General features: G+C 66.4%; 23 protein-coding genes. 12 read left to right on the top strand and 11 right to left on the bottom strand.

Annotated elements, in window-relative coordinates; genetic code table 11:
* The first annotated feature begins 91 nt into the window (after positions 1-91).
* Positions 92-1,951 carry a glycoside hydrolase family 13 protein gene (locus QM612_RS05485; protein WP_415252887.1) on the top strand — a complete coding sequence of 620 codons (1,860 nt, stop codon included), beginning with the start codon at positions 92-94 and terminating at the stop codon, positions 1,949-1,951.
* A gap of 75 nt (positions 1,952-2,026) precedes the next feature.
* On the opposite strand, the gene yihA is transcribed toward QM612_RS05485, so the two are convergent.
* The gene (gene yihA, locus QM612_RS05480) at positions 2,027-2,641 is read right to left on the bottom strand and encodes a ribosome biogenesis GTP-binding protein YihA/YsxC (RefSeq protein WP_415252886.1); all 615 of its coding nucleotides are present in this window, start codon (positions 2,639-2,641) and stop codon (positions 2,027-2,029) included.
* Positions 2,642-2,763: 122 nt separating this feature from the next.
* Here yihA and QM612_RS05475 point away from each other — a divergent pair, with 122 nt between their 5' ends.
* The 4 genes from QM612_RS05475 (at position 2,764) to QM612_RS05460 (ending at position 5,999) form a co-directional block, all read left to right on the top strand.
* A complete protein-coding gene (locus QM612_RS05475) occupies positions 2,764-3,531 on the top strand; it encodes a c-type cytochrome (protein ID WP_415252885.1) in 768 nt (255 codons plus the stop codon).
* 78 nt (positions 3,532-3,609) lie between these two features.
* Entirely contained in the window at positions 3,610-4,317 is a 708-nt protein-coding gene (locus QM612_RS05470) for a thiol:disulfide interchange protein DsbA/DsbL (protein WP_415252884.1), read from the top strand.
* Between the two features lie 27 nt (positions 4,318-4,344).
* Positions 4,345-5,220 carry a thiol:disulfide interchange protein DsbA/DsbL gene (locus QM612_RS05465; protein WP_415252883.1) on the top strand — a complete coding sequence of 292 codons (876 nt, stop codon included), beginning with the start codon at positions 4,345-4,347 and terminating at the stop codon, positions 5,218-5,220.
* Positions 5,221-5,240: 20 nt separating this feature from the next.
* Complete coding sequence (locus QM612_RS05460) at positions 5,241-5,999, top strand: endonuclease/exonuclease/phosphatase family protein (protein ID WP_415252882.1); 759 nt, start codon at positions 5,241-5,243, stop codon at positions 5,997-5,999.
* Positions 6,000-6,080: 81 nt separating this feature from the next.
* Here the strand turns inward: QM612_RS05460 and QM612_RS05455 are convergent, their stop codons facing one another.
* On the bottom strand, positions 6,081-6,881 hold the full coding sequence (locus QM612_RS05455) for a sulfite exporter TauE/SafE family protein (RefSeq protein ID WP_415252881.1): 801 nt from the start codon (positions 6,879-6,881) through the stop codon (positions 6,081-6,083).
* Positions 6,882-6,931: 50 nt separating this feature from the next.
* Here QM612_RS05455 and QM612_RS05450 point away from each other — a divergent pair, with 50 nt between their 5' ends.
* Positions 6,932-8,998 (top strand): transglycosylase SLT domain-containing protein, encoded by a 2,067-nt coding sequence (locus QM612_RS05450; RefSeq protein WP_415252880.1) that lies wholly within the window; start codon positions 6,932-6,934, stop codon positions 8,996-8,998.
* Between the two features lie 7 nt (positions 8,999-9,005).
* Here the strand turns inward: QM612_RS05450 and QM612_RS05445 are convergent, their stop codons facing one another.
* From QM612_RS05445 to QM612_RS05420, 6 genes are all read right to left on the bottom strand, one after another.
* On the bottom strand, positions 9,006-10,298 hold the full coding sequence (locus QM612_RS05445) for a dicarboxylate/amino acid:cation symporter (RefSeq protein WP_415252879.1): 1,293 nt from the start codon (positions 10,296-10,298) through the stop codon (positions 9,006-9,008).
* 117 nt (positions 10,299-10,415) lie between these two features.
* The gene (locus QM612_RS05440) at positions 10,416-12,371 is read right to left on the bottom strand and encodes a type IV pilus secretin PilQ (RefSeq protein ID WP_415252878.1); all 1,956 of its coding nucleotides are present in this window, start codon (positions 12,369-12,371) and stop codon (positions 10,416-10,418) included.
* 15 nt (positions 12,372-12,386) lie between these two features.
* On the bottom strand, positions 12,387-12,905 hold the full coding sequence (locus QM612_RS05435) for a pilus assembly protein PilP (protein ID WP_415252901.1): 519 nt from the start codon (positions 12,903-12,905) through the stop codon (positions 12,387-12,389).
* Between the two features lie 7 nt (positions 12,906-12,912).
* Positions 12,913-13,596, bottom strand: coding sequence for a type 4a pilus biogenesis protein PilO (locus QM612_RS05430; protein WP_415252877.1), 684 nt, complete (start codon positions 13,594-13,596; stop codon positions 12,913-12,915).
* The gene (locus tag QM612_RS05425; RefSeq protein ID WP_415252876.1) at positions 13,593-14,222 is read right to left on the bottom strand and encodes a PilN domain-containing protein; all 630 of its coding nucleotides are present in this window, start codon (positions 14,220-14,222) and stop codon (positions 13,593-13,595) included. The genes QM612_RS05430 and QM612_RS05425 overlap by 4 nt, the downstream gene beginning before the upstream one ends.
* Entirely contained in the window at positions 14,222-15,280 is a 1,059-nt protein-coding gene (locus QM612_RS05420; RefSeq protein ID WP_415252875.1) for a pilus assembly protein PilM, read from the bottom strand. The genes QM612_RS05425 and QM612_RS05420 overlap by 1 nt, the downstream gene beginning before the upstream one ends.
* Before the next feature lie 239 nt (positions 15,281-15,519).
* Here QM612_RS05420 and QM612_RS05415 point away from each other — a divergent pair, with 239 nt between their 5' ends.
* Both QM612_RS05415 and QM612_RS05410 read left to right on the top strand, forming a co-directional pair.
* Positions 15,520-17,988 (top strand): penicillin-binding protein 1A, encoded by a 2,469-nt coding sequence (locus QM612_RS05415; protein WP_415252874.1) that lies wholly within the window; start codon positions 15,520-15,522, stop codon positions 17,986-17,988.
* Between the two features lie 77 nt (positions 17,989-18,065).
* The gene (locus QM612_RS05410; RefSeq protein WP_415252873.1) at positions 18,066-18,740 is read left to right on the top strand and encodes a hypothetical protein; all 675 of its coding nucleotides are present in this window, start codon (positions 18,066-18,068) and stop codon (positions 18,738-18,740) included.
* A 15-nt stretch (positions 18,741-18,755) separates the two neighbouring features.
* On the opposite strand, the gene QM612_RS05405 is transcribed toward QM612_RS05410, so the two are convergent.
* The 3 genes from QM612_RS05405 to rpoZ all read right to left on the bottom strand — a co-directional run bounded on the left by QM612_RS05405 (position 18,756) and on the right by rpoZ (position 21,803).
* Positions 18,756-19,157, bottom strand: a complete 402-nt coding sequence (locus tag QM612_RS05405) for a RidA family protein (RefSeq protein WP_415252872.1) — start codon at positions 19,155-19,157, stop codon at positions 18,756-18,758.
* 63 nt (positions 19,158-19,220) lie between these two features.
* The gene (locus QM612_RS05400) at positions 19,221-21,401 is read right to left on the bottom strand and encodes a RelA/SpoT family protein (RefSeq protein WP_415252871.1); all 2,181 of its coding nucleotides are present in this window, start codon (positions 21,399-21,401) and stop codon (positions 19,221-19,223) included.
* 102 nt (positions 21,402-21,503) lie between these two features.
* Positions 21,504-21,803 (bottom strand): DNA-directed RNA polymerase subunit omega, encoded by a 300-nt coding sequence (gene rpoZ / locus QM612_RS05395; RefSeq protein ID WP_415252870.1) that lies wholly within the window; start codon positions 21,801-21,803, stop codon positions 21,504-21,506.
* 130 nt (positions 21,804-21,933) lie between these two features.
* Between rpoZ and recG the strand changes: the two genes are divergently transcribed.
* The 4 genes from recG (at position 21,934) to QM612_RS05375 (ending at position 26,956) form a co-directional block, all read left to right on the top strand.
* Complete coding sequence (recG, locus tag QM612_RS05390) at positions 21,934-24,027, top strand: ATP-dependent DNA helicase RecG (RefSeq protein ID WP_415252869.1); 2,094 nt, start codon at positions 21,934-21,936, stop codon at positions 24,025-24,027.
* A 22-nt stretch (positions 24,028-24,049) separates the two neighbouring features.
* On the top strand, positions 24,050-24,988 hold the full coding sequence (locus tag QM612_RS05385) for a nucleoside hydrolase (protein ID WP_415252868.1): 939 nt from the start codon (positions 24,050-24,052) through the stop codon (positions 24,986-24,988).
* Positions 24,989-25,183: 195 nt separating this feature from the next.
* A complete protein-coding gene (locus QM612_RS05380; RefSeq protein ID WP_415252867.1) occupies positions 25,184-25,426 on the top strand; it encodes a type B 50S ribosomal protein L31 in 243 nt (80 codons plus the stop codon).
* A 195-nt stretch (positions 25,427-25,621) separates the two neighbouring features.
* Complete coding sequence (locus QM612_RS05375; RefSeq protein WP_415252900.1) at positions 25,622-26,956, top strand: citrate synthase; 1,335 nt, start codon at positions 25,622-25,624, stop codon at positions 26,954-26,956.
* Positions 26,957-26,996: the final 40 nt, after the last annotated feature.

The raw sequence follows: 26,996 nt of genomic DNA, 5'->3' as shown, positions 1-26,996 counted from the left end.
TGCATACGTATTCGGCCTGCACCGCATTGTTCGTGCCGTGGCGCGGCGGTAGCCTCGGGCGCACATCGACAGGTTTCCGGGAGGGAACGGCATGCGCATGATGTCCTGCACGCTCGCATTGCTGCTTGGCTTCGCCACATCGGCGCAGGCACAGACGGTGGAGCGCATCGAACCGGCCAACTGGTGGGTCGGCATGGTGCATCACGAAGTGGAATTGATGGTGCATGGCAAGGGCATCGCCGCCACCGAGCCGCGCATCACCCGTGAAGGCGTGAAGTTGGTCGGCGTGCAGCGCAGCGACAATCCGAACTACCTGTTCGTCACCGTCGATGTCGCCGCCGATGCAAGGCCGGGCGATGTCGTCATCGACTTCCAGCGCAAGGGCAGGACCACTGCAACGCATACGTGGCGGATCGATGCGCGCGAACCCGGATCGGCGCAGCGCACCGGCTTTTCCAGTGCCGATGCGATCTATCTACTGATGCCGGATCGCTTCGCCAATGGCGATCCATCGAATGACAGCGTGGCTGGGCTGAAGGAAGCCGCGAACCGCGGCGATGCGAACGGCCGCCACGGCGGCGACATCGCCGGCATCCGCAAGCATCTGGATTACATCGCCGGGCTTGGCTTCACCCAGATCTGGTCAACGCCGCTGCTGGAAAACGACCAGAGCACGTACAGCTACCACGGCTACGCAGTATCCGACCTGTACCGCATCGACGCGCGCTTGGGCAGCAACGCGGACTACCGCGACCTGTCGCGGGAGGCGAAGGCGCGCGGCGTCGGCATCATCATGGACGTGGTGCTGAACCACATCGGTTCCGAACACTGGTGGATGCGCGACCTGCCGGCGAAGGACTGGATCAACAACGGCGCAAAGTTCACGCCCACCAACCACCGCCGCACCACCATCCAGGACCCGCACGCCGCGCCGGCGGATCGCACGGGCTTCACCGATGGCTGGTTCGTGGATGCCATGCCCGACCTCAACCAGCGCAACCCGCACCTGGCCCGCTATCTGATCCAGAACACGCTGTGGTGGATCGAATACGCCGGCCTGTCCGGCATCCGCGAGGACACCTTCGGCTATGCCGATACGCAATTCGTGAGCGACTGGGCGAAGGCGGTGCTGGACGAATATCCGGGCTTCTCGATGGTGGGCGAGGAATGGAGCATCAATCCCGCCGTGGTCGCCCACTGGCAACGCGGGAAAACCAATCCCGACGGCCACGTGCCGCACATGCCCAGCATGATGGACTTCCCGATCAACCTGTCGCTGCGCACCGCATTGCAGCAGCCGGATGCGTGGGACGGCGGCTGGCTGCCGCTGTACGAGATGCTGGGCAACGACTTCCTGTATCCCGATCCCGGCAAGCTGGTGGTGTTCGCCGAGAACCACGACACCTCGCGCCTGCTGGCGCATCTGAAAAATGATGTCGGCCTGTGGAAGATCGGCATGGCCTACATCGCCACCGTGCGCGGCACGCCGCAGTTCTTCTACGGCTCCGAAGTGCTGCTGCAAGGCCCGGTGGAACGCCATGACGGTGAACTGCGCAAGGACATGCCCGGCGGCTGGGCGGGCGATGCGACGGATGCGTTCACCGGCAACGACCTGAGCGCCGAGGCGCGCGATGCGCAGGATTACATCCGCGCGCTGTTCAACTGGCGCAAGCGCAACCCGCTGCTGCACGACGGCAGGCTGATGCATTTCGCCCCATTGAACGACGAGACCTATGTGTATTTCCGCCATGCCGGCACGCCGGATGCGCCGGGCAAGTCGGTCATGGTCGCGCTCAACAAGGGCAAGGACGCGAAGCCGCTGGCGCTGGAGCGCTTCGCCACCTTCCTGCACGGGCGCAGCGCGCGCGATGCACTGACCGGCAAGCCGGTAACACTGGGCAAGACGCTGATGCTGCCGGGCAAGTCGGCGACGCTGCTGGAAATCCTGTAGGGGCAACCCCCGTGGTTGCCCCATCCGGTTGCCTTGTGGCAACGGCAACGCGCTGGGCAGGCACAGGGCCTGCCCCTACGGAATCGAAAGCCAGCCGGCCACCACCGCGCGCAGTTCGTCCACGCCCTGCTTCGACTCGCCCGAGAACAGCTGCACGCTGACGCTGTCACCATAGGCGCGTTGCAGCTCCATCCGCACCGCCTGCAGGGTATTGCCGCCCGCGCCGCGCCCCAGCTTGTCGGCCTTGGTCAGGATCGCGTGTGCGGGCAGCCCGCGACGCACCGCATAGCCCAGCATCTGGCGGTCGTAGTCCTTCAGCGGGTGGCGCACGTCCATCACCACCACCAGCCCGCGCAGGGCATCGCGCGAGCCGAAATACCCATCCAGAAACGCCTGCCAGTGTGCCTGCAAGTCCTGCGGCACCTTGGCATAGCCGTAGCCGGGCAGATCGACCAGATACCGCCCCTCGTGCGGGGGAATGCCGAAATACACCAGCTGCTGGGTGCGTCCCGGCGTCTTGGAGACGCGGGCCAGCGCGTTCTGCTGGCACAGGGCGTTCAATGCCGATGACTTGCCGGCGTTGGAGCGGCCGGCAAAGGCCACCTCGAAACCGCCGTCGGGCGGCAACTGCCGGTGGTTGTGGGCGGCCAGCAGGTACTGGGCGCGTGCGAAGGGATTGGGCGCTGCCATGGACATAGCATGGCATGCCTCGGGGCCGGAGCCGGTGCGGTTTGACCACCTCGCGCGTGCCGACGATAATTCGACGGTTCAGCGGGCCGTCGCCCGCGCATTTGAATCCCGTGGAGTCCTGCATGCGTCCTGCCCGCGTCCGTGCCATCGTCGGTGCCGCCTGCCTCGTGCTGGCGGTAGCGGCCTACGCCCAGAGCACCGCCATCGCCGTGCCCGACAGCGCCCCGGTAAAGACCATACCGCTGGACGACAAGCCCGCCACCTGGGGCGATGTCACCGCCGGCCAGAGCAAGGCCGGCACCTGCGCCGCCTGCCACGGGCTGGACGGCAACGCCATGCAGCAGGAAGCCCCGCGCATCGCCGGCATGCCGGAGCGCTACATCGCCGAACAACTGCACCTGTTCAAGACCAGCCAGCGCACCAGCGGCCTGGCCGGGGTGATGCTGCCCTACGCCAGCATCCTCAGCGCGCAGGACATGCGCGACATCGGTGCCTGGTACGCCACCCAGAAGCCCGGCGCAGGCGTGGCCGATGACACCGCAATCGCCGCCGGCCCCAACAAGGGCCTGAAGTTCTATCAGGTTGGCGAGCGTCTCTATCGCAGCGGCGACACCAGCCGCAACGTGCCCGCCTGCATGGCCTGCCACGGCCCCTCCGGCGCGGGCAATCCCGGCCCGGCCTATCCCGCACTGAGCGGCCAGACTGCCGCCTACGTCGCGCGCCGGCTTGAGGAATACCGCACGGGTGCCACCACCTATCAGAACGCGGCCCATTTCAAGCTGATGGCCAACATCGCCAAGCCGCTGACCGACGAGGAAATCCTGTCGCTGGCCAGCTATGTGCAGGGCCTGCACGTCCGCGCACCGAAACTGGCATCCGCCGCGCACTGAGCCTGCACGGCTTCACCAAGCATTCCGCCCGGCCCGCGCACCCTTGCCGGGCCGTGCCGATCGCTGGAGATTGAACCGATGCGTGCTTTCCTGCTGTCCATCGCCCTGCTGGCCTGCGCCGCAATCCTGCCGGCACGCGCGCAGCAACCCCTGCCCGGCCTGACCGAAGGCGTGCATTACCGCACCATCGAAGGCGGCAGTCCCTACCAGAAATTGCCGCCGGGCATGGTCGAGGTGGCCGAGGTTTTCGCCTACACCTGCCCGCACTGCGCACATTTCGCGCCGATGCTGGATGCGTGGAAGCCGAAGCTCCCCAAGCACGCGCGGCTGGTGCTGGTGCCCAGCGTGTTCCGCCGCGAGGATCCCTGGGCACGCGCATTTTTCGCCGCGCAGTCCGCCAAATCGCTGGCGGTGCTGCATCCGCGCCTGTTCGCCGCCATCCATGAAACCGGCGAACTGCCGCCCAACGCCAGCATCGCCCAGATCCGTGCTTTTGCAGGCCGCGTGCAGGGCGTGGATACCGCCGCCTTCAACGCCGCATTGCAGGATGATGCGGCACTGCTGCCCAGACTGCGCAACGCCTACGAGTTCATCGTGCGCAGCCGGATCGAGCACACCCCGACACTGATCGTGGCCGGTCGCTACGAGATCATCGGCAACAACTACGACAGCCTGCTGGCGAATGCGCGCAGCGTGGTCGCTGCGCTGGCCCCGAAGCGGCCAGCGCCGCCCAGGAAGCCTGCGCCGAAGAAAACGGCATCGAAAAAATCCGTATCCTCCCGCTGATCCCCGACACGCATCCCGAGAACCGCCATGACCCGTTCGCGCCATGCCCTGCTCCTGATCGCCCTGCTGTCGCTGGCTGCCTGCCGCAACGATGCGCCCGCGCCGGTCGCCGAAGCAGCAAGCAACGCCACGCCGCAAGCCGCCGCCAGCACCCAGCAGGCCAGCGCCGAGGATCCGGAGCGCGTCGCCGCCGCCGAAGCCCTCATCCGCGCCGCCCAGGATGCCGCCGCCAAGGCACCGCCGCTGGTCTCCGGCGTGGATTTTGTGCTGATCCCGGGTGGCCAGCCTTTCGACACCACGCCCGACCGCATCGAACTGGTGGAAGTGTTCGGCTACGTCTGCCCGTTCTGCGCCGCAGTCCAGCCCACGGTCAGCGCGATGAAAGCCAAGCTGCCTGCCGACGTACACATGGTCTATGTGCCGGCGGCATTCGGATCGATGTGGGACAACTACGCCAAGGCCTACTACGCCGCCGAGGCGATGGGCCTGGTCGAAAAGACCCATGACGCGATGTTCCGCGCCATCCACATCGACAAGACCCTGAAGGGCGAGCGCGGCATGGACAAGCCCGAGGAAATCGCCGCGTTCTACGCCGGCTACGGTGCCGATCCGGCGCAGTTCCTCAGCCACATGCAAAGCTTCGCGGTGGCCACCAAGGCCAATCGCGGCAAGCAGTTCATCGTCAACGCCTTCGCCGCCGACGGTGCCACCCCAAGCACCCCGACCTTCATCGTCAATGGCAAGTACCGGGTCAAGGGCAAGACCATCGAAGACATGTTCCGCATCGTCAACCAGCTGATCGTGTCCGAACGCGCCAATCTGCCGGCCCCCGCTGCGGCAACGCCCACGGCGGATGCACCGGCAACGGATGCATCTGCCAGCAGCGCCACGCCGCAGCGCTGACCACAGGACGCGCAGCCCGCATGGAAAAACGCAGGCTGCGCCTGCTGAGCGCCAATATCCAGGCGGGCTCCAGCACGCGCGGCTACCACGATTACGTGGCCCGCAGCTGGTCGCATGTGCTGCCTGCGGGCAACAAGCGCGGCGCACTCGACGCCATTGCCGAACTGGCGGGCCGGCATGACATCGTCGGCCTGCAGGAAGCCGACCCCGGCAGCCTGCGCTCCGGCTTCACCAACCAGACCCACTATCTGGCCGAGCGCGCCGGCTTTGCCTACTGGTCGCACCAGCCCAACCGGCGCGTGGGCGGCGTGGCCTCCAGCGCCAACGGCCTGCTCAGCAAGCTGGAACCGAAACGGGTCGAGAACCATGCCCTGCCCGGGCTGGTGCGCGGGCGCGGCCTGCTGCTGGCAAGTTTTGGCGATGGCGACGATGCGCTGCTGGTCGCGGTTGCCCATTTGTCGCTCGGCAGCCAATCGCGGCGCGCGCAACTGGACTTCATCGCCGAGCGGCTGGGCGATCATCCGCATGCGGTGCTGATGGGCGATTTCAACTGCGACCCGGATCGCCCGGAAATGCAGGGCCTGTATCGCAAGACGAAACTGCAACCGCCCGCGCAGTGCGTGCCGACGTTTCCTTCATGGCGACCGCAACGCGCCATCGACCACATGCTGGTGACACCGGCGCTGGGCATCGGCGCGATGCAGGCGGTGCCTGCCGCGCAGTCCGACCATCTGGCGCTGTCGGTGGAGCTGGACGTGCCGGAAGCGGCGTTGCGTTAGCTACGCGGGCAAGACCATCGGGAGGAACGCGACGCCGCATTTCGAGCGGCGGAGCGGACGCACGACGGTCGATGCAGTCACCTACAACGCGCTATACGCAAACGCGCTGCCCACCAGCATCAGGAATACCGCGAACACGCGCTTGAGCGCAGCACCGCTGAGCGCATGCGCCAACCGCGTGCCATGCGGCGCGGCCAGCACCGAGGCCACGGCCACACCCAGCGCCGCCGGCAGATAGACATAGCCCACCGCACCTTGCATCTGCAACGCGCCTTCTGGCGCCTGCAAGGCATAACCAAGCGCGCTGCCGATGCCGATGAAGATGCCGCAGGCCGATGAGGTGCCCACCGCGCGCACCGGCGCAACGCCGCGCCAGACCAGCAGCGGCACGGTCAGGCTGCCACCGCCGATGCCGACAATCGCGGACACGATGCCAATGGCACCGCCCGCTGCGGTATAGCCCGGCCCGCGCGGCACCAGCGCGGCGTCGCCACCTGTCTTCGGCTTCGACAACAACATCTGCGCCGCCACGATCCAGCAATAGCCGGCCACGCACCAGCGCAGCACGCCATCGTCCAGACCAATCGCGAAGCGGCTACCCAGCCAGCCGCCGAGCAGCACGCCCGGCACCATCCATGCCACCGTCGGCCACAGCACGCTGCCGCGCCGATGATGCGACCGCGCGGACGAAGCGGCGGTCAGCACGATGCTGGCAAGTGAACTCGCCAATGCAACATGCATCGCCGCATCGGCAGGCACGCCATGGCGCGGCAGCAGCCAGGCCAGCGCACCCACCAGCACCAGCCCGCCGCCGATGCCCAGCAGGCCCGCCAGCACGCCCGCGCATGCACCCAGCAGAAGATATGCAAGCAATGCCGACATCCATCCAACTCCAGCGGAGACATTCATCGATGCTCGGCTATAGTCCGGCGATGCACAAGCACGCACTGTTCCTGTTGTTTGCATGGTCGCTCGCTGGCCCTGCGCTGGCGCAATCCTCCACGCCCCCGGCACCACCGCTGGTGCAACGCACCGCGCCCGTGCAGGTGCCGATGCCTTCGCCTGCGATGAAGGCCGCACTGGAAGCCGCCAATCGCGGCACGCTGGACGATCTGGCGCTGGCAGGCTTCAGCGGGCAACCACTGGCCGGATGGCTGGAATACGCGGCACTGCGCAAGCGCATCGACACATTACCGATCCCGCGCGGCAACGCCTTCCTTGCAAGCCAGCGAAATCAGCCGGTGGCAACGGCATTTCGCAACGAATGGTTGCCCGCACTGGCCCGCCGCAACGAATGGCAGGCCTTCCTGTCGAACTGGGAACCGGGCATCGACGACCCCGCGCTACGCTGCCTGCACCTGCAGGCGCGGATGGCGATGAACCGCGTCGATGCGCAATGGACGCAGGATGCACAAAGCATCTGGCGCAGCAGTGGCAAATCCCTGCCCGCGCAATGCGATGCACCGCTCGCGCAGCTTGCCGCGCAAGGGGGATTGCACGACGCGCTGCGCTGGGAACGCATCGACCTGGCTATTGCCGAAGCCCAGCCCGGCGTGATCCGCGCCGCTGCGCGTGGCTTGCCCGCTGCTGATGCCGTGCTTGCCAGCAGCTATGCCGCCTACTTCGACAATCCCGTCGCCGCGATTCCAGGCCAGTGGCCGCGCGATGCCCGCAGCCGGCAAGTGGCGTCGCGGGCACTGGCAAAAGCCGCCAAGGCATCGCCCGACATGATCGAAGCGATGCTGCCCGGCGTGACGCGGGCGCTTGGTCTGGACGAAGCCGAACGCGGTCGCGTGCTGCACCAGATCGCGCTGTGGACGGTCGCGTCCTACCTGCCCAACTCGGCGCAGCGGCTGGCTGCGGTGCCGCTTTCCGCCTATGACGCCAACCTGCACGAATGGCAGGTGCGCGAAGCGCTGTCGCGCAGCGACTGGGCCGGCGCACTGACCGCGCTCAGGCGCATGCCCGAAGCACTGCGCAGCGATTCACGCTGGACATGGTTCGCCGCGCGCACCAGCGAGCTCACTGGCGATGCGGCGGCTGCAAAGGCGCTGTACGCGCAGGCCGCATCGAAGTCCGATTTCCACGGTTTCCTCGCCGCCGACCGCCTCAACCAACCCTATGCGCTTTGCCCGTGGCAACCGGCGGTCACGCCCGCGGCGAAGCAGGCCATCGCCCGCGACCCGGCCATCATCCGCGCGCTGCAACTGTTCGCGCTGGATCGCAAGGGTTGGGCAGAGCGCGAATGGAAGGACGCACTCGCACGCTTCAGCGACGAGCAGCGCCGCATCGCGGTGGAAGTAGCGCAAGACAACGGCTGGTTCGATCGCGGCGTGTTCGGGCTGGTCAACGTCGGCGGCAAGCGCTATCCCGACGAACAGCGCCTCTATCACTTGCGCTTCCCGCTGCACCACGACGCCAGCATCCGCCGCGAAGCCGCGCGCCACAGGCTCGACCCCGCATGGATCGCAGGCGAAATCCGCGCCGAATCCGTGTTCGATCCGCGCGCACGCTCGTCCGCCGATGCACGCGGGCTGATGCAGGTGCTGCCATCCACCGGCGTTGGCGTTGCGGCGAAGTTCGGCATCCCGTGGCAGGGCGGCGACAGCCTGTATGACGCCGACACCAACATCGCCATCGGCACTGCCTATCTGCGCCAGCTGATGGATCGCTACGGCGGCAAGCCCTATCAGGTGATCGCCGGCTACAACGCCGGCCCCGCGCCGCTGAACCGCTGGATGGCGCAGCGCCCGGACATGGACGCGGACATCTGGATCGAAACCATCAGCTACAAGGAAACCCGCGAATACGTGGCTCGCGTGCTGAGTTTCAGCACGCTGTACGACTGGCGTCTCAATGGCGATGCCGCGCGCGTGAGCGAGCGCATGCTTGGCATCCTCAATGGGCCGCGCAAGGGCTTTGCCTGCCCCGTGCAGGAAGCCCCCGCCGTCGCGCCAGCGCCCGCAACACCGAAGAAAAACAAGCCACGCCGCAAGTAACGGACGGCTACGCGGTCGCGACCGGTTCGCGCTCCTCGCCCTTCGACACCACGGCCGCCAGCATCAGGTCACCCGTGACATTGAGCGTGGTGCGGCACATGTCGAGGAAGCGATCCACGCCCAGGATCAGGCCGATGCCTTCCGGCGGCACGCCGACCATGCCGCAGATCAGCGCCACCACCGGCAACGAGCCGGCAGGCACGCCGGCGGTGCCAATGCCGCCAAGGATGCACACGAACATCACCGTGACCTGCTGGGTCAGGCTGAGGTCAACGCCAAAGAACTGGGCGAGGAAAAGCACGGTCACGCCTTCGAACAGCGCGGTGCCGTTCTGGTTGGCAGTGGCGCCCACGGTCAGCACGAAGCGCGACACCTTTCGCGGCAAATGCAGTTTCTCGTCGGCCACCCGCAACGCAACCGGCAAGGTCGCGTTGGACGACGCCGTGGAGAACGCCATCACCATCGCTTCCTGCACGCCACGGAAAAACGCCGCGGGTGACCAGCCGCCAAGCAGCTTCAGCATCAGCGAATAGACCACGATCAGGTGGATGGCCAGCGCCAGCACCACCACGCCGACATACGCACCCAGCGAGCGCAGCAGATCCCAGCCGAACAGCGCGGCCAGGTTGAACATGAAGCAGAACACCGCATACGGGGCGAGGCGGATCACCAGCCCGATCAGGGTCATCGACACATCGAACAGGCCCTGGATGCCACGCAACAGGGTTTCGGTGGCCTGCGTGCGGGTCAGCACCATGCCGATGCCCAGCATCAGCGCGAAGAACATCACCGCGAGGATGGTGTTTTCGGCAGCAGCCTTGACCACGTTGTCCGGCACGATCGCCAGCAGCATTTCCAGCCCCTTGGGCTGTGACGCCGCGCCACCCGCGATTTCCTTCGCGCGGTCTGCCCCTTGCGCCAGCATCGCCTGCGCGGCGGCGGGGTCCACGCCCGCACCCGGCTGCAGCCAGTTCACCAGCAGCAGGCCCAGCGCCACCGCAATACCCGAGGCGATCACGGTATAGCCCAGCGTCTTCCAGCCAACGCGCCCAAGCGAACGCACGTCGCCCATCTCGGCCACGCCGATCACCAGCGCGGAGAACAGCAGCGGGATCACCAGCATGAAGATCAGGCGCAGGAACAACGTGCCCGCCGGCTGGGTGATGTTGGCGGTGAGCCACTGCACCCAACCCGAATCGCCAGCACCGTAATGCGCGGCAAGTCCGAACAGCAATCCCGCAAGGAAGCCGATCAGCATCTTCCAGTGCAGTTGCAGCTTGCCGGTGTTTGCTTCGCCCATCGCACTATCCCGTTGCACGCAGGTGGGCAGCTTAACAAAGCACGCAGCTCACGCCTGCCCGAAACGACGACGGGAGCCTTTCGGCTCCCGTCGCGACGACTTCTTGCTGGCGGCGTATCAGCGCTGCGCGACGCGCATCACCTTCGGCGTCACGAACACCAGCAGTTCGGCCTTGGTCTTGGTGCGGCCCTTGTTCTTGAACAGATTGCCGATGATCGGCAGATCGGCCAGGAACGGTACCTTCGAGACATCGGTGCGGTCACTGAATTCGTACACGCCACCGATCACCACGGTCTGGCCGTCTTCCACCAGCACCGCCGTATTGACCTCGCGCTTGGCGATTTCCGGCACCTGACCGAAGGTGCCCATATTGACGTAGCCGTTCAACTCGTCCTTCTTCACGCCCATGTTCAGGAACACGCGCCCGTCATTGGTGATGGTCGGGGTGACCTTCAGCTCAAGCACGGCATCCTTGAAGGCCACCGTCGGGGTCGCCTGCCCACCGGCACCGGAGACGGTCAGGTAACCGACCTCGCGGCCCTGCTTGATGACCGCTTCCTTCTGGTTGCTGGTGACGATGCGCGGGTTGGAAATCACCTCGCCACGGCCTTCTTCCTGGATCGCCGACAGCTCGATGTCCAGCGCATAACCGGCATTGAGGATCGACAGTGCCAACGAGCCCGCCGTGCTGTTCAATGTGGCCGGCAGATCGGACATCCAACCACGCGTGATCGTCGGCCGCACCAACGGCGATGGCGTCGGCGTGGCGCTGTTGGCATCTGCCGCAGCGTTGATGGAGTTCTGGTTCGAGATGTTGTTGTCAACGCTGTTGCTGTAGAACGCATTGTCCTTGACGCCAGTAATGCCAAAGCGGGCACCCAGTTCGCGGGCAACCGACTCGTTGGCGATCACGATGCGTGCCTCGATGACCACCTGATCCACCGGCTTGTCCAGCTTCTGCACCAGGTCGCGGATATTGGCGACGCGCTGCGGGATGTCGATCACCAGCAGGGTGTTGGTGCGCCTGTCGTAGCTGATGCTGCCGCGCGGCGACAGGAAACCGCGATCCTGCTGGCTCTGCCCCGTCTGCCCACCACCTTGGGCATTGCCCTTGCTCTCGTCGGTCAGCAGCTTGGCGATGTCCTCGGCATTGGCATAGCTGATCGGGATGTATTCGGTCACCTTCTCCGCGCGGTTTTCAAGGTTGATGCGCGCGTCTTCCTTGTCCTGCTCGAACTTGGCGATCTCCGCCTGCGGTGCCACCCAGACCACATTGCCGCTGCGGCGCTTGTCCAGCGACTTGGCCTGCAGGACGATGTCCAGCGCCTGATCCCACGGCACATTGGTCAGGCGCAGGGTAACGTTGCCCTGCACGGTGTCGGCCGCGACGATGTTGAGGTTGGATTCTTCGGCGATCAGCTGCAGGACGGTGCGCACCGGGATGTCCTGGAAGTTGAAGTTCACCGGCTTGCCGCTGTAGCGGACGCTGGAATTGCTGCTGGCGGCACCCGTTGCGGCGGCACCGACTGCAGGCACCTTGGCGTCGACCTTGGCCACCACCGGGGTCGCGCGCGGCACGATTTCAACGATGTACTCGTTGCCACTCTGGTAGGCCATCGACTCGAAGCTGCCCTTGGTGCCGAGTACCAGCTGCGCACCGCTGCTGGTGGCACGGGCATCGATGCGCTGCACCGGGGTGGCGAAGTCGGTGACGTTCATCGGCCTCTGCAGCGCAGCCGGCAGCTGCGCATTGCCGATGTCAACCACCACGTTGGACCCCATGTTGCGCAGGTCGGGCGCGGCACCGGTGCCGGAGAAGCGCAGGATCAGCTTGCCGGAGCCGCCATCGCCACGCTTGAAGTCGATCGCGGAAAGCGCGACGGCATCCGGCGTGCGCTTGGCCGGGTCGGCCAGTGCCCCGGTGGCGGACTGGCCCATGCCGGCCACAATGGCCGTGGTGGGCAGGGCGCTTGCGCCGGCGGCGTACAGGCCCACGGCAAGGCCCATCGCACAGGTGGCGAGGGGCAAGGGGCGCCGGACAGGCCGCTGTTGCTTGGCATTGATGACGGTCATCGGTCTATTCCCCAATCAATTGTCTTCGAGGGCGATCCTGGCAGGGCGTTCCAGCCACCCGCCAGCGCCATCCGGTACCAGTTCGACCAGTTCGATCCGGTCTTCCTGCACGGCGGTCACCCGCCCATCGCTTTGCCCCATGTAGGCACCCGGCAGCACCCGGTAGGTCACCTTGTCCGGTGCCATCACCAGTGCCACCAGATTCTTGCCGGCACCGAGCGTGCCGACCATGTCCAGGCTGTCCAGCGGGAACTGCTCCAGCGTCTGCTTGCGCCGGCCCGGATCCGGGCGCGGGCCGCTGCCGCCGCTGCTGCTGGTGAACACGTCGCTGAAAGGATCACGCAGATCCTGCGCGGCATATTCGAAGGTTTCGAACTGCTGCATCACCGGCAGCGGATCAAGCGGCGGCGCGGGCTTGGCCTTCACCTCGGCAACCCACTTCTCCAGGTCGCTGCTGGCACCGCCGCAACCGGCAAGCGCCACGCAAAGCGCTACTGCAAGCAGGCGACCGCAGGCGCGATGGATCGGTTGCATGCGCATGTCAGGTACCTCCCTTGGCCGCGTCGGCGGCAGGTGCCGCCTTGGCATCGGCGGACGCTGCTTCTTCATCTTCGTCCAGATAACGATAGGTCTTGACCGTGCCGGCCAGTTCCAGCGCGCTGTTGGGGCCGATCCGCCCACCCACCTTGGCATCCTTGGGCTGCAGCGAGATGTCGTGCATGGTCATGATGACCACGCGCGGCAGCGAGGCCACGCCGCTGACGAAGGCACCGAACTGGTGGTACGTACCCACCATGCGCAGGGAGATGGGCTTTTCCGCGTAGAACTCCTGCTTGACCTCGGGGCCAGGCTGGAACAGCTCGTTCTGGATGCCGGTGGCCAGCGCCGTCTGCGAGATGTCGGTGATAAGTTCCGGCATTTCGGTCTTGCTGGGCAGCTGGCGCAGCATCTGCTGCAACTGCTGCTCCATCTGCGCAAGCTGCTGCTTCAGCGGTTCCAGATTGGCGGCGCGCCCCTGCTTGTTCTCGAACTCGGTACGCAGCTCAGTTTCCTGCGCTTCAAGCTGTTCCAGCTCGGTGCGCTTGCCACGCACGAACACCCACCATGCCAGGGCAATAATCAGCACGGCCAGTGCAATGCAGAACCCCATCTGCGCCTGGCGCGGCCAGCCGCCGATGTTGTTGATGTCCAGCTCGTTGAGTTTGATCTTCTTCTTGGTGCTCACGAGGCGGCTCCTGCTGCGGCGGGCGTGGCCGGGGCGGCTGCGGGGGCAGCGGCGTCGGCACCGTCTTCGCCATCCTTCGGCGCGTTCGGGTTGGCCAGCTTGACCTTCAGGTTGAACTCGTAGGGCAGGCCGGGATTGCCTTCCTTCGCTTCAATCACGTTGAGGTCGGGATTGACCATCCAGCCCGAGCCTTCCAGATTGCGCATGTAGGTCGAAACACGGGCATTGGACTGCGAACGCCCGGTCAGGGTCAGGACATCGCCTTCCTGCTTGATCGAGGTCAGCGCCACACCCTCGGGGATGGTGCGCACCAGCGAATCGAACAGGTGCACCATCTGCGAGCGATTGGACTGCAGTTGCTCGATCACTTCCTTGCGCGCCAGCAGCTTGGACTTCTTCTGGTCCAGCGCCTCGATTTCCTTGATCTGCGCGTCAACCTTGGTGATCTCGCCGCGCAGGAATTCGTTGCGCGCGTTCTGGTTGGAAATGCGCCCGTTGTAGAAACTGACGATCAGGAAGGACGCCAGCACGCCGGCCAGCGCAGCCAGCCCGAGCATGCTGACGAATTCCTTCTGCCGGGCCTTGCGACGCTCTTCGCGCCACGGGAGGAGATTGATCTTGGCCATCAGTCGAAGCTCCTCATGGCAAGCCCGCAGGCGATCATCAGCGCGGGGGCATCCTGTGCCAGCGCATGCGCCTGCACGCGCGGCCCCAGCGTCATCTGCGCCAGCGGATTGGCGACCACGCTCGGAATGCCGAGTTGCTCCTCGACCATCGCCGCAATGCCGGGGATGGAGGCGCAACCGCCAGCCAGCACCACCTGGTCAACCCGATTGAACTCGCTGCCGGCGTAGAAGAACTGCAGCAGTCGGCTGACCTGCTGCACCATCGCTTCCTTGAACGGATCAAGCACTTCGATCTCGTAGCTCTCCGGCAGCCCGCCCTGACGCTTGGCAAGGCCGGCTTCTTCGTAGCTCAGGCTGTAGCGACGCATCACTTCGTCAGTGAGCTGCTTGCCGCCAAAGACATTCTCGCGGGTGTAGATGCTGCGACCGCCGCGCAGGACATTCAGCGTGGTCATGGTCGCGCCAACATCCACCAGCGCCACCAGCCCGTCGCGCGGGACGTTGAGGTTGCCGGCCATCAGCGCATAGGCATTCTCGATGGCGAAGGCCTCGACATCGATCACCTTGGCCGTCAGCCCGCCGAGTTCCAGCGCGGAGGCGCGCACCTCGACGTTCTCCGAACGCGATGCCGCCAGCAGCACCTGCACCATCTCGTTGTTGCCGGGCATCGGCCCCAGCACCTCGAAGTCGAGGTTCACTTCCTCGATCGGGTACGGGATGTAGTTGACCGCCTCCAGCTCGATCTGGGACTCAAGCGCGTCCTCGTCCAGATCGGCATGCATCGGGATCACCTTGGTGATGACCGAAGAGCCGGACACGGCAGCGGCGGCGTGCTTGGTCTTGCTTCCGGAACGCGCCACAGCGCGGCGGATCGCCTCGCCGACGGCTTCGACTTCGACCAGGTTCTTCTCGACCACGGCATTGGGCGGCAAAGGCTCCACCGCGTAATGCTCCACGCGATAGCGGTCGCCGACCCGCGCAAGCTGCAGCAGCTTGACCGCAGTCGAACTGATATCAACGCCGATCAACGGCGATTGTGTTTTCGTCACCAGACCCACGGTATCTCCCCTTCCCACGGGCGCTTACGCGCACTTGGTGCTGTAGTACATGAATAACGGACTTTTCACGACAAGGCAACAGGTTTCCCCATTTTGCCTGCCGTCAACCGCCCTGCCGTACCCGGTTTCCGTCGCCGGAAACCCCGGAAGGATACCGGTTGCCCCCTGTCAGGCCCGGTCAGTGCCAGCGCCTACTCTATACTCCGCAGCCCCGCTCGCTGCAATCGGAAACCTGCCCAATGCCCCGCTTTTCCCGCCTTCTGCGCTGGTTTTTGCTGGGCTCGGTCGCACTTTTGCTGGCTGGAGTGGTGATTGCGGGCGTACTGGTCTGGATCGTCGGCTCGCGCCTGCCGGACGTGCAGGCACTGCGCGGCACCGAGTTGCAGGAGCCGATGTACGTGTATGCCGCCGATGGCCGGCTGATGGCGCTTTTCGGCGAAATGCGCCGCTATCCGGTGGAAATTGCGCAGGTTCCGAAGCAGGTCAAGGACGCCTTCCTGGCCGCCGAGGACGCCAATTTCTACGAACACGAGGGCGTGGACTACAAGGGCGTGGCCCGCGCGATCTGGCTGCTGGCCAAGACCGGGGGCCGCGAGCGGGTCGCCGGTGGTTCCACCATCACCCAGCAGGTCGCCAAGCAGTTCTTCCTCAGCTCCGAGTACAGCTTCAGCCGCAAGTTCCAGGAAATGCTGCTTGCGCGGAAGATGGAACAGGAACTGTCCAAGGACGAAATCTTCGAGCTCTACCTCAACAAGAGTTTCTTCGGCCACCGCGCCTACGGCGTGGCTGCTGCCGCCGAGTTCTACTACGGCAAGACGCTGGATCAACTGACGCTGGACGAGGCCGCCACCCTGGCCGGCATCCCCAAGTTCCCGTCCAGCGGCAACCCGATCAGCAACCCCGAGCGCGCCCGCATGCGCCGCGACAACTACATCCTGCCGCGCATGGCGATGCTGGGCTTTGTCAGCCAGGCGCAGGCCGATGCCGCGCGCGCGGTGCCGATGCATGCCAAGCCGCACGAACGCCCGGTCGAGGTGTATGCGCCCTACATCGCGGAAATGGTGCGCCAGCAGATGATCGAGCGTTACGGCGATGAGGCGCTGACCAAGGGCTACCACGTCACCACCACCATCGACCCGTCGCTGCAGGCTGCCGCCGACAAGGCGGTGGTGGATGGCCTGCGCCTCTATGACCACCGCCACGGCTGGCGCAAGCCCGAGCAGCAGGTGGAGATCCCGGCAGGTGCCGATGCCGCCGCCATCGCCAGGCTGATCCGCAGCACGCCGGCGCAAGGTGGCCTGCTGCCGGCGGTGGTGACCGGCAGCGAAGGCGGCGCACTGCGGGTGGTGCTGGCCGACGGCAGCGAACTGGCGCTGTCCGGCAACGCGATTGCGTGGGCCGGCAAGCCGGCATCGGCACTGGCCCAGCGCGGCGACGTGGTGCGCGTGCGCAGGCTGCCCGCCGACAAGGCGGAGGCACCGGCACAGTGGGCGCTGGATCAACTGCCGCGCGCGCAGGCAACGCTGGTATCGCTGGATGCCGATAACGGGGCCATCCGCGCATTGGTCGGCGGCTTCAGCTATGCCGGCAACAAGTTCAACCGCGCCACCCAGGCCAAGCGCCAGCCCGGCTCCAGCTTCAAGCCCTTCCTGTATGCGGCGGCGTTCGAGCGCGGCTTCAACCCCGCTTCGATCGTGCTGGACGCACCGGTGGTGTTCAAGGATCGGCGCGGCAAGATGTGGCGTCCGCAGAACGATGGCGGCAGGTTTGCCGGGCCGATGCGCGTGCGCGAGGCGCTGGTGCAGTCGCGCAATCTGGTTTCGGTGCGCCTGCTGGATGCCATCGGCGTGGACTACGCGCGTCGCTACATCAGCCATTTCGGCTTTGACGAAGCCAGCCTGCCGCCCAATCTGTCGATGTCGCTGGGCACGGCCTCACTGACGCCGCTGTCGGTGGCGCGCGGCTATACCGCCTTCGCCAACGGTGGCTTTCTGGTCACGCCTTGGCTGATCGACAGCGTGCGCGACAGTGAAGGCAAGGAGGTCTTCCGCGAGAAGCCCGCCATCGCCTGCCCGTACTGCGCGGTAGCGGCCACGCCCGGCCAGCCGTCGGCACCCGTCAAGGCCAAGGTCGATGGCTTCGACTTAAGTCCGGTCGGTACCACCCCACCCGCCAGCACGGCCAAACCCGCCCAATCCACCACTGCAGCCAAGCCGGGCAAGACTGCAACACCTGACCCGGACATGCTGGTCGCGCCGCGCGCCATCGACCCGCGGGTGGCCTGGCAGTTGCAGTCGATGATGCGCGACGTGGTCAAGCGCGGCACCGCCACCGACGCCAAGGTGCTGGGCCGCGAGGACGTGGGCGGCAAGACCGGTTCCACCAACGACCATCGCGACGCCTGGTTTGCCGGTTTCGGTGGCCCCTACACCACCGTGGTCTGGGTGGGGCGCGACGACTTCAAGCCGCTGGGCTACCGCGAATATGGCGGCAAGGCCGCGCTGCCGATCTGGATCGGCTACATGAAGGCTGCGCTGAAGGATCAGCCCGAGCGCGGTCTCGACCCGCCGGACGGCATGGTGCAGGTGCGCGCAAATGGCGTGGTCGAATGGGTCAAGGTCGAGGACGAGGCGCGCATGCTGGAGGAACTGGACATGTTCCCCGCCGAGGACGCCGCGCCCGCCGAGGAAGCCTTCGACATCTTCTGAAGGCCGGCACAAGCACCGGCATGTGCATGCGCCCGCCGGCTCGGGTACAGTCCCTGCAGGCCACAGGGGGATGTGCGATGCCGAACGCCCGCCAACACACCAAGGCCCATGCGCATCTGCATGCGCAAACCCGCACCCGCGAACGCCGCCAGCATCTGGCCTTTGAAGCCGCCCGGCTGATGGCCGAAGGCGGCATCCGCGACTACCACCAGGCCAAGCTCAAGGCCGCGCAGCGGCTGGGCATCCATGACGATGCCTCGCTGCCGCGCAACCGCGAGATCGAGGATGCACTGCGCGAATACCAGCGCCTGTTCCTGGGCGATGACCAGCCCGCCGAACTGCGCCGCCGACGCGAAGCCGCGTTGCGCGCGCTGGCGTTCTTCGAGCGCTTCGAGCCGCGACTGGTTGGCCCGGTGCTGGACGGCACCGCCGACACCCATTCGCCGGTGGCCCTGCACGTCCACAGCGACGACCCGGACGCACCCGCGCGCTGGCTGGACGAGCATGGCATCCCCGCGCAATCGCGCAGCCGCCACTTGCGGCTGGACCGCACCCGTGATGGCGACTTCCCGGTCTGGCTGTTTGCAGCCGAAGACCTGAGCTTCGACATCACCGTGCTGCCGCTGGATGTACTGCGGCAGGCACCGCTGTCCGGCATCGATGAAAAACCGATGCGCCGCGCATCGGCGGCGCAGTTGCGCGCGCTGCTGGCCGAGGACGAAATCGCGGGCTACGAACGCGGCGGCGACTGACGCCGCCCGCCGGTTTCAGCCCAGCACCATCACCGCATCGACTTCAAACGCCGCGCCCTTGGGCAGCGCCGACACTTCGATGGTGGAACGCGCCGGGTACGGCTGGCTGAAGTATTCGCCCATCACCGCGTTGACCGCGCCGAACTGCGACAGGTCGGTGAGGTACAGGCCAACACGCACGATGTCGTCCATGGTGCCGCCTGCGGCCTCGCACACGGCTTTCAGGTTGTCGAAGGCACGGCGCGCCTGCGCATCGATGTCGCCTGCGCCGACGATCTCGCCGGTGGCCGGATCCAGCGGGATCTGTCCGCTGAAGTACACCGTGTTGCCGGCGCGGGTGGCCTGCGTGCGTACTGCTTGAGAATAGGGACCGATGGCAGCGGGCGCGGAATCGCTGTGGATGGCGGTGCGGGGCATGGTGGTTTTCTCGAAGATGGGAACCTTCGCATTGTAGATGCGGAGCTTGCTCCGCATCTCGCCTCACGAACGCTGCACGTCCTGCACCACGCCCAGCCGGCGCACGCGGCGCATGACTTCGGCCAGGTGGCGGTTGTCCGATACCTCGATGGAGAAGCGGATCGCGGCGATGTTGTTGTCGCGCTCCAGATATTCCACCCGGTCGATGTTGGAATCGGCATTGGCGATCGCGGCGGCCACCTGCGCCAGCACGCCGGGGCGGTTCTCCACTTCCACCCGGATCGCCACGCCGAAGTCGCCGCTCACTTCGCGATCCCAGCCAATCGGCACCCAGCGCTCCGGTGACTTGCGGAACTCGGCCACGTTCGGGCATTCCATGCGATGCACCACGATGCCCTTGCCGGCGCTGTGATAGCCCATCACGTCATCACCGGGAATCGGCAGGCAGCACTGCGCAAAGCTGACCACGCCGCGCTCCGCACCGGTAATCAGGATGCGTTCGCGCGGCACGGCATCGGTACGGCGGGCTGCGCCTTCGGCCTGCGGCACCTGCTCCTGCGCCAGCGCCTGCGCCACCTGCATCGGCATGCGGTTGCCCAGCGCGATGTCGGCCAGCAGCGCTTCCAGGCGCGGGTAGCGGTTCTCGGCCAGATAGCCGTCCAGCCGTGCCAGCGGCAGCCGGTCCAGCGACGTGCCACGCTCGCCCAGCGCGCGATCCAGCATGTGGTGGCCCAGCCGCACCGCATCCTCGTGTTCCAGTTGCTTGAGCTGCTGGCGGATCGCGGTGCGCGCCTTGCCAGTGGCCACGAATTCCAGCCACTGCGCCGCCGGTGCCGCCGACTTCGCGGTGATGATTTCCACCGTCTGCCCGCTGTTCAGCCGTGCGCGCAGCGGTGCCAGTTTCTTGTCCACGCGCGCGGCCACCGCATGGTTGCCGACATCGGTATGCACGGCATAGGCGAAATCCAGCGCGGTGGAATTGCGCGGCAACGCCATGATCTCGCCCTTGGGCGTGAACAGATAGACCTCGTCCGGGAACAGATCGACCTTGACGTTTTCGAGGAACTCCAGCGACGAGCCGGTGCCGCGCTGGCTTTCCACCAGCCCCGCGATCCATGCCGAGGCGCGGGTCTGCGCGCTGTTGCCTTCGCCGCCATGCTTGTAGGCCCAGTGCGCGGCCACGCCGCGTTCGGCCACCAGATCCATCTCGCGGGTGCGGATCTGCACTTCGATGGGCGAGCCATACGGCCCGAACAACACCGTGTGCAGCGACTGGTAGCCGTTCGCCTTGGGAATGGCGATGAAGTCACGGAAGCGCCCGTCCAGCGGCTTGAACACCGCATGCACCACGCCGAGTGCGTGGTAGCAGTCCGGCACGTTGTCCACGATCACGCGATAGCCGAACACATCCATCACCTGATCGAAGCTGCGGCCTTCCGCGCGCATCTTGGTGTAGATGCTCCACGGCGTCTTGATCCGCCCGACCAGCCGATGCTCCAGCTTCTCCAGCGCCAGCCGCTGCGCCAGCCGCGCCTCGATCTGCGCCAGCGCCTCGCGCCGCACCACCGGCTGGCTGTGGATGCGCTTGTCGATCACCGCATGCCGCCACGGATGCAGCGCGCGGAAACCAAGATCCTGCAGCTCCGCCTTGATCAGGTTCATGCCCAGCCGCTGGGCGATGGGCGCGTAGATGTCCAGGGTTTCGATGGCGATGCGCCGGCGCGCTTCCGCAGACTGCGCGCCAAGCGTGCGCATGTTGTGCAGGCGGTCGGCCAGCTTGATGAGGATGACGCGCAGGTCGCGCGACATCGCCAGCAGCATCTTGCGGAAACTCTCCGCCGCCGCTTCCTGCCTGTCCGCGAAACGCAGCTTGTCCAGCTTGGTGACGCCATCGACCAGTTCAGCCACGGTCTCGCCGAACTGCGCGGCAAGATCGGCGCGCGACAGCGGCGTGTCCTCGATGGTGTCGTGCAGGATCGCCGCCACCAGCGTTTCGACATCCAGCCCCTGCTCCGCCAGCACCTGCGCCACCGCCACCGGATGGGTGATGTAGGGCTCGCCGGATTTGCGGGTCTGCCCTGCATGCGCCGCCGCGCCCACCGCCCATGCGCGCCGCAGTTGCGCGCGCTGGTCATCCGGCAGGTAGGATGCCGCGCGTTCCAGCGCCTGCACGTAGTCCGGCACCGCGTCTTCGGCAGGCGCGGGCTGGGACTTCAGGGCAAGGGCAGGATCGCCGGGGCTCATCCGGCGAGCCTAACCGCCCCGTATGTAAACCGTAAACCCCTGTCCCGGAAACGAAAAACGGCCCCGCAGGGCCGTTTTGGAAGGCAGATGCCGAGGCTGGCCTCAGTCGTCGCCCTTCATGTCGTCGTCGCCAGCCACCACTTCGGCAGCGGCCCATTCCAGCGCCTCGCGCTCCTTGCGCTCGCGCTCGGCCTTTTCCACCGCGTCGATGTAGTCGCTGTCGATGCTGCGCGCGGCGATCTCGCGCAGGGCGAGCACGGTCGGCTTGTCGTTGGCTTCGCTGTTGTCCAGCTTGGGATCAACGCCACCGGCCAGCTGGCGCGCGCGCTTGGCGGCCATCATCACAAGCTCGAAGCGGTTATCGACCACTTCCAGGCAATCTTCGACGGTAATACGGGCCATATCTGTCCTGCGACCGGCTGGCCGCTGAAGTGATGCAAAGGGGCCGGGATTCTATCGGCAAACCCCTTCCCCGGCAAGCCGAAGGCCCGCGCAGCTTGGCGCGACACGGCCCGGCGGGCATGCTTGCGCGATGCCGCCAGCGCCAACTCCCACCCTTGCGGGCGCCGATACCCCCCTCAGCGTCCTGACCGGCGTTGGCCCCGCGCTGCGTGAAAAGCTGGCCGCGCGTGGGCTTTCGACCCTACAGGACCTGTGGCTGCACCTGCCGCGCGAGTACGAAGACCGCACCACGCTGACCCCGATCCGCCACCTGCAACCCGGCGTGGCTGCACAGGTGGAGGGGCGGGTGGAGGCGGTGGAACGCGGCTTCCGCTATCGCCCGATGCTGCGCGTCGCGTTGTCCGATGATGCGCGCGGCACGCTGGTGCTGCGCTTCTTCCATTTCAACGCACGCCAAACCGCGCAGTTTGCGGTTGGCGCACGGGTGCGCGCCTATGGCACGCCGCGCCCCGGCCAGCATGGCCTTGAAATCGTGCATCCCAGCTATCGCGTGCTGGACGACGGCGAACACGCGCTGGGCGAAGTCCTCGATCCGGTCTATCCCGCCATTGATGGCATCGGCCCGGCCAGCCTGCGCAAGCTGATCCTGCAGGCGCTGAAACGCCTGCCGGACGAGGACACGCTGGAACTGCTGCCACGCGACTGGCTGCGCAAGCTCGGCCTGCCCTCGCTGCGTGACGCCATCCTGACCCTGCACACGCCCCCGCGCGATGCCGACCTGGCCGCGCTGCAAAGCGGCCTGCATCCCGCGCAACGGCGGCTGGCGCTGGAAGAACTGCTCGCCCACCAGCTCAGCCTGCGCCGGCAGCGGCTGGCCTTGCAGGCGGAAGGCACGCGCCCGCTGCGCGGTGACGAAACACTGGTGGCGAAGCTGAAAAAAGCGCTGCCGTTCGCGCTGACCAAGGCGCAAGCGCGCGTCTATGCGCAGCTGCGCGATGACCTTTGCAAACCGCACCCGATGCTGCGGCTGGTGCAGGGCGACGTGGGCAGCGGCAAGACCGTGGTCGCAGCGATGGCGGCGCTGCTGGCCGTGGCCGATGGCAGGCAGGCCGCGCTGATGGCACCGACCGAACTGCTGGCCGAGCAGCACCTCAACAATCTGCGTACATGGCTGGAACCGCTGGGTCTGCGCGTGTGCTGGCTGGCTGGCAAGGTCACCGGCAAGGCGCGTGCAAAGGCGCTGGAGGACGTGGCAACCGGCGCGGCGCAGGTCATCGTCGGCACCCATGCGTTGATGCAGGAAGGCGTGGACTTTCATGACCTTGCGCTCGCCATCGTCGATGAACAGCACCGCTTCGGCGTGCATCAGCGTCTGGCGCTGCGCGACAAGGGGCGTGGCAACGTGCCGCACCAGCTGGTGATGACCGCCACGCCGATCCCGCGCACGCTGGCGATGAGCGCCTACGCCGATCTGGACGTGTCCGCCATCGACGAACTGCCGCCGGGCCGCACGCCGGTAACGACGATCGCGCTGTCCGCCGAACGCCGGCCCGAACTGATCGACCGCATCCGCAATGCCTGTGCGGAAGGCCGGCAGGCGTACTGGGTCTGCACCCTCATCGACGAGTCCGATGAAGTCATCGCGCAGGCCGCGCAATCCACCTTCGAAACCCTGCAAGCCGCGCTGCCCGGCCTGCGCGTGGGTCTGGTACACGGGCGCATGAAGGCAGCGGAGAAGCAGGCCACGATGCGCGCCTTCAAGGATGGCGAAACCGGCCTGCTGGTGGCGACCACCGTGATTGAAGTTGGCGTCGATGTACCCAATGCCTCGCTGATGGTGATCGAAAACGCGGAGCGGCTCGGCCTTGCACAACTGCACCAGTTGCGCGGCCGCGTCGGGCGCGGCAGCGCGGCGTCAAGCTGCGTGCTGCTGTACCAGACGCCGCTGTCGGCGATGGCGCGGCAGCGGCTGGACACCCTGCGCCAGACCAATGACGGCTTCGCCATCGCCGAAAAGGATCTGCAACTGCGCGGCCCCGGTGAATTGCTGGGCACCCGCCAGACCGGCCTTGCCGCGTTCCGCATGGCCGACCTGTCGCGCGATGCCGACCTGCTGCCGCGCGTGCATCAACTCGCCGACCGCCTGCTGCAGGAGATGCCGGACACGGCGGATCGCATCATCGACCGCTGGGTGGGCGGCGCGGCGCGGTACGCAGCGGCATGACGTTCCCCTCTAGAATTCGGCGATGACGAACGCACGCATTCCCCTGCTGATCGACACCGACCCCGGCGTGGACGACGCGCTGGCCCTGCTGATGGCCTTCGACGATCCATGCCATGAAGTGGTCGCCCTGACCATCGCCGCCGGCAACGTCGGCCTGCAGCACACCGTCGCCAATGCGCTGAAGCTGTGCGAAGTGTGTGGTGTCGATACGCCTGTCTTCCCCGGTGCCGATGCACCGCTGGTGTTCCCCGCGCGCGACGCCGCCTACGTGCATGGGCGCGATGGCTTCGGCGATACCGGCTATGTCCCGGCATCGCGCAAGGCCCAGGCCGAACACGCCGCGCTCGCCATCTTGCGCTTGTCGCACGAGCACGCCGGCAAGCTGCTACTGGTCGCGCTTGGCCCGCTGACCAACATCGCGCTGGCGCTGAAGCTCGACCCCACCCTGCCACTGCGCATCAAACGCTGCGTGGTGATGGGCGCGGCGGTGACCGCGCACGGCAACATCACCCCGGCGGCGGAGTTCAACATCGCCTTTGATCCGGAAGCCGCGCACATCGTGTTCTCGGCCTTCCCGAAGATCGATCTGGCCGACTGGGAAGCCGTGCTGGCGCATGGCTTCCTGCACGAGGACGCCGAACGCTGGCTGGCTGCCGATTCCGATCGCGCCCGCTTCTACGCCAGCATCTCCGCGCATACCCGCGCGTGGTCGAAGCAGGGGCGCGGTGAGCGCTGGCATGCCGCCGATGCACTTGCGATGGCCTTCGCCCTGCAACCGGACGGCGCGCAGGACGTGCTGGGGCGTCCGCTGGCGGTGGAAACCGCAGGCGTCCATGCACGCGGGGCCACGATTGTTGACTGGAACCGCCAGACCGGCGCGCCGGACAACGTGAACATCCTGATGCGCTACGACCAGCAGCGGTTCGAGGGGATGATCCAGCGGGCGCTGGCCGCCAGGTAGCGCAGCGCAACCCAAGCGAGCATGCCGGGCGTTCGCGCAGCGGCATTTCGGGACGCGTAGCGAATGACCGGCAGGATTGCCTGCTCAGAACGCCCGTTCAAGATCGCCGACCCGCCGAAACCGGAGACTTGCACCGCCCTCGACAGGGCCGCTATAATGCGCGGCTCTGTCCCGTTCCAATTCAGGTTTTACGCCATGAAAGCCGGCATCCATCCCGAATACCGCGACGTCGTCTTCCAGGACGTGACCTCGGACTTCAAGATCCTCACCCGCTCGACCCTCTCCAGCAAGGAGACGACCAAGTGGGAAGACGGCAACGAATATCCGCTCATCAAGGTGGAAGTCTCGTCGTCCTCGCATCCCTTCTACACCGGCCAGAACAAGGTGATCGACACCAGCGGCCGCGTGGACAGGTTCCGCAAGCGCTACCAGAAGTAAGGTCAGGAAGACCTTGTCCCCGACAGCATATGGATGTGCGCTGATCGGGGATCCAGATTCGACGGCCACCCTCGCAGTGGCCGTTTTGTTTGGTGCGTCCGTTTTGCGTGTCCGCAAACCCGCGCCTGCGACTTTCGTCCGAGCCCGGGCTCGATTGCCCCTGTGCAATAATTCCCGCTCCCCATGCGCTGGCGCATGGCCTGCGGGCCAGTGCCGCGCGGACAACATTGGAGTTGCGCCGTGTCCGAACCCGAGCAGATCACCCTGACCGCGGGCGACAAATCCGTCGCCATGCCCGTGCTGAAACCCACCCTGGGCCAGCCCAGCATCGACATCGCCAAGCTGCCGAAGGAAACCGGCTGCTTCACCTACGACCCGGGCTTCGGTGCCACCGCGTCGTGCAAGTCGGCGATCACCTACATCGACGGCGATGCCGGCGTGCTGCTGTATCGCGGCTACCCCATCGAACAACTGGCCGAGAAGTCCACCTTCCCGGAAGTGGCCTACCTGCTGATGCACGGCGAACTGCCGACCGCGCCGCAACTTGCCGCCTTCGAACATGAAGTCACGCATCACTCGATGATGCACGAGGCCTTCCGCACCTTCCTGTACGGCTTCCGCCACGACGCCCACCCGATGGCGATGCTGACCGGCATGCTGGGTTCGCTGGCGAGCTTCTACCACAACGACCTGAACCTCGAAGACCCCGAACAGCGCCGCCTTGCCGCGATCCGCCTGATCGCCAAGGTGCCGACAATCGCCGCTGCCTGCCATCGCTATTCCATCGGCTGGCCGATCCGCTACCCGCGCAACAACCTCGACTACACCACGCGCTTCCTGCACATGATGATGGAAGTGCCCAGCGAGCCGCTGGAACTGAATCCGGTTGCCGCCAAGGCGATGGACCTGCTGTTCATCCTGCACGCCGACCACGAGCAGAACGCTTCGACTTCGACCGTCCGCCTGGTCGGTTCCACCGGTGCGAATCCCTACGTCAGCGTTGCCGCCGGCGTGGCCGCGCTGTGGGGCCCGGCGCACGGCGGTGCCAACGAAGCCGTGCTGAAGATGCTGGCCGAGATCGGCAAGCCGGAAAACGTGAAGTCCGCCGTGGACAGGGCCAAGGACAAGGAATCCGGCTTCCGCCTGATGGGCTTCGGCCACCGCGTGTACAAGAACTACGACCCGCGCGCGGCGCTGGTGCGCAAGATGACCCACGAAGTGCTGGGCGCGCTCAACGTCAACGACCCGCTGCTGGAAGTGGCGGTGCGGCTGGAAGAAGCGGCGCTGAAGGACGACTACTTCGTGCAGCGCAAGCTCTACCCGAACGTCGATTTCTACAGCGGCATCATCTACAAGGCACTCGGCATCCCGGTGGAGATGTTCACCGTGATGTTCGCCATCGCCCGCACCGCCGGCTGGGTCAGCCACTGGCTGGAACAGCAGGAAGACCCGGAAAACCGCATCGGTCGCCCGCGCCAGATCTATACCGGCGCAGCCACCCGCGACTACGTGGGCATCGGCAATCGCTGATCCTGCGCCTTGCTCCAACGAAAACGCCCCGCATCGCGGG

The organism is Thermomonas sp. (assembly GCF_047606765.1).
Taxonomy (GTDB): domain Bacteria; phylum Pseudomonadota; class Gammaproteobacteria; order Xanthomonadales; family Xanthomonadaceae; genus Thermomonas.
This window is presented reverse-complemented; position numbering and strand designations above follow the sequence as displayed.

What these genes read in the sequence shown, in the direction of transcription:
- QM612_RS05485 (WP_415252887.1), top strand. Translation starts at nt 92, where the DNA reads ATGCGCATGATGTCCTGCACGCTCGCATTGCTGCTTGGCTTCGCCACA.
- yihA (WP_415252886.1), bottom strand. Translation starts at nt 2,641, where the DNA reads ATGGCAGCGCCCAATCCCTTCGCACGCGCCCAGTACCTGCTGGCCGCC.
- QM612_RS05475 (WP_415252885.1), top strand. Translation starts at nt 2,764, where the DNA reads ATGCGTCCTGCCCGCGTCCGTGCCATCGTCGGTGCCGCCTGCCTCGTG.
- QM612_RS05470 (WP_415252884.1), top strand. Translation starts at nt 3,610, where the DNA reads ATGCGTGCTTTCCTGCTGTCCATCGCCCTGCTGGCCTGCGCCGCAATC.
- QM612_RS05465 (WP_415252883.1), top strand. Translation starts at nt 4,345, where the DNA reads ATGACCCGTTCGCGCCATGCCCTGCTCCTGATCGCCCTGCTGTCGCTG.
- QM612_RS05460 (WP_415252882.1), top strand. Translation starts at nt 5,241, where the DNA reads ATGGAAAAACGCAGGCTGCGCCTGCTGAGCGCCAATATCCAGGCGGGC.
- QM612_RS05455 (WP_415252881.1), bottom strand. Translation starts at nt 6,881, where the DNA reads ATGTCGGCATTGCTTGCATATCTTCTGCTGGGTGCATGCGCGGGCGTG.
- QM612_RS05450 (WP_415252880.1), top strand. Translation starts at nt 6,932, where the DNA reads ATGCACAAGCACGCACTGTTCCTGTTGTTTGCATGGTCGCTCGCTGGC.
- QM612_RS05445 (WP_415252879.1), bottom strand. Translation starts at nt 10,298, where the DNA reads ATGGGCGAAGCAAACACCGGCAAGCTGCAACTGCACTGGAAGATGCTG.
- QM612_RS05440 (WP_415252878.1), bottom strand. Translation starts at nt 12,371, where the DNA reads ATGACCGTCATCAATGCCAAGCAACAGCGGCCTGTCCGGCGCCCCTTG.
- QM612_RS05435 (WP_415252901.1), bottom strand. Translation starts at nt 12,905, where the DNA reads ATGCAACCGATCCATCGCGCCTGCGGTCGCCTGCTTGCAGTAGCGCTT.
- QM612_RS05425 (WP_415252876.1), bottom strand. Translation starts at nt 14,222, where the DNA reads ATGGCCAAGATCAATCTCCTCCCGTGGCGCGAAGAGCGTCGCAAGGCC.
- QM612_RS05415 (WP_415252874.1), top strand. Translation starts at nt 15,520, where the DNA reads ATGCCCCGCTTTTCCCGCCTTCTGCGCTGGTTTTTGCTGGGCTCGGTC.
- QM612_RS05410 (WP_415252873.1), top strand. Translation starts at nt 18,066, where the DNA reads ATGCCGAACGCCCGCCAACACACCAAGGCCCATGCGCATCTGCATGCG.
- QM612_RS05405 (WP_415252872.1), bottom strand. Translation starts at nt 19,157, where the DNA reads ATGCCCCGCACCGCCATCCACAGCGATTCCGCGCCCGCTGCCATCGGT.
- QM612_RS05400 (WP_415252871.1), bottom strand. Translation starts at nt 21,401, where the DNA reads ATGAGCCCCGGCGATCCTGCCCTTGCCCTGAAGTCCCAGCCCGCGCCT.
- rpoZ (WP_415252870.1), bottom strand. Translation starts at nt 21,803, where the DNA reads ATGGCCCGTATTACCGTCGAAGATTGCCTGGAAGTGGTCGATAACCGC.
- recG (WP_415252869.1), top strand. Translation starts at nt 21,934, where the DNA reads ATGCCGCCAGCGCCAACTCCCACCCTTGCGGGCGCCGATACCCCCCTC.
- QM612_RS05385 (WP_415252868.1), top strand. Translation starts at nt 24,050, where the DNA reads ATGACGAACGCACGCATTCCCCTGCTGATCGACACCGACCCCGGCGTG.
- QM612_RS05380 (WP_415252867.1), top strand. Translation starts at nt 25,184, where the DNA reads ATGAAAGCCGGCATCCATCCCGAATACCGCGACGTCGTCTTCCAGGAC.
- QM612_RS05375 (WP_415252900.1), top strand. Translation starts at nt 25,622, where the DNA reads ATGGCCTGCGGGCCAGTGCCGCGCGGACAACATTGGAGTTGCGCCGTG.